This is a genomic window from Mucilaginibacter sp. P4_G9 (assembly GCF_056400985.1).
In genome coordinates this window covers 1-1,901 of sequence record NZ_JBFUKF010000648.1, presented here as the reverse complement: position 1 = coordinate 1,901, position 1,901 = coordinate 1, and the positions used below count along the sequence as shown (strand labels likewise).

Sequence of the window (1,901 nt, the reverse complement as noted above, 5' to 3'; positions counted from 1 at the left end):
GATTTTTTTTGGTCTTAGGCGTATTTTCATATAGCATCTATCTTATTCATAGTCCCTTTTTAGGATTAATTAACTTACTAACGTTAAATTTGCCCATTTCTACACCTGTTCGCTGGATATTAATGGAATTAATCGCAGTGCCCATCTCCATATTAATAGCTTATATTTTTTATCTTCTGGCTGAAAAAAGATTTCAAACTAAATTAACTAGCCGATCCTTAAAAAGTCAACAGATAGTAGGGGTCAAATAATTTTTTAAAGTTTGTGTTCTTTACATAGTGCCAAGCCCATCACCAAAAAAGATATGGTTCTAACTTCTGGTACATCGACCTTACCAGCCAGCCTGCGATTGTTTTAATATTTTTATCTATTTTTCGAGCTTTTGAGTCGTTTTCTTGGAGGGTTTCGAAACGCTGTCCCCTATAAACTTAAGTGTAAAACGATAGTTTTGACAAAGCTTTTACTTTTCGACAATGTAAGTACATTTTTTATGCTCTTACGATGTRACTTGCTGTCTATCGAATCGGCGATGTTCATTTCCTGAAGAGTTACATCAACACTGCATTTTTCTTTCTTTTATCTTTTCACAGTACAATAAATACTATCCTTTATACGCCTATAGGTTTAGTTCAAACAAAAAATGGGTAAGACCCCCTGACAAGAAAAACAGGACAAGTCAATTAGATATAAAATAAAGAGACCGCATCATTTTTGATTTATGATACGGTCTCTTTTATTATTTTGAGTCGGCGGACTATGCTTCTACTTCTTCAGCTTTCGAAGCCATTAAGCGGTCAAACTCTTCCTGTGAGCCTACACGGATATTTTCGTATTCGCGTAAACCTGTACCAGAAGGAATCAGGTGACCTACAATAACGTTCTCTTTCAAGCCAAGCATTAAGTCCTTCTTACCTGCTATTGCAGCTTCATTCAGTACTTTGGTAGTTTCCTGGAACGATGCAGCAGAGATAAACGATTTGGTACCTAATGATGCCCTGGTTATACCCTGCAGTATCGGGCTTGATGTTGCAGCTATTGCATCGCGAACTTCAACCAATTTTAAATCTTTACGTTTTAAAATTGAGTTCTCATCACGTAACCTTCTTAATGATACTATCTGACCTGATTTAAGCGTGGTGGAATCACCTGGCTCAACTACAACCTTTTTGTCAAATATTTCATCATTCTCGGTCATAAAATCCCAGCTGTCAACAGCTTCGCGCTCAAGGAAACGGGTATCACCTGCATCCTCGATAGCTACTTTTTGCATCATCTGGTGAACAATAACTTCGAAGTGTTTATCATTAATCTTCACACCTTGTAAACGGTAAACCTCTTGTATACCATTAACCAGGTATTCCTGTACTGCAGCCGGGCCTTTAATAGCCAGGATATCGGCAGGCGATATTGAACCATCTGATAAAGGCATACCTGCCTTCACAAAGTCGTTATCCTGTACAAGGATGTGTTTTGACAATGGAACAAGGTATTTTTTGATCTGGCCATCTTTTGATTCGATGGTCATTTCGCGATTACCACGCTTAATACCGCCTAAGGTCACCACACCATCAATCTCGGTTACTACAGCCGGGTTAGATGGGTTACGTGCTTCAAACAGTTCGGTTACACGTGGTAAACCACCGGTGATATCCCGGGTTTTGCCAGTTGAACGAGGGATTTTGGCAATAACCTGCCCGGTTTGCAGTTTTTCGCCTTCTTCAACGGCAATGTGTGCGCCTACAGGAATGTTATATCCTTTTATTACGTTACCTTTTGTATCAGTTATCTGGATAACAGGGTTTTTAGTTTTATCCCTGGTATCGATGATTACTTTTTCGCGGTGACCTGTTTGCTCATCAGATTCTTCACGGAAAGTGATACCCTCTAATACAGCATCAAAC

At 39.1% G+C, this 1,901-nt stretch carries 1 protein-coding gene and 1 pseudogene; one reads left to right on the top strand and one right to left on the bottom strand.

Annotated elements, in window-relative coordinates; all coding sequences use genetic code 11:
- Window positions 1–251: hypothetical protein (locus AC1DPZ_RS26340; RefSeq protein ID WP_477409087.1), on the top strand; the 251-nt coding region annotated here is incomplete at its 5' end.
- A gap of 503 nt (window positions 252–754) precedes the next feature.
- Here AC1DPZ_RS26340 and AC1DPZ_RS26335 read toward each other — a convergent pair.
- Window positions 755–1,901: pseudogene (locus AC1DPZ_RS26335) on the bottom strand (DNA-directed RNA polymerase subunit beta'); the annotation flags it as partial.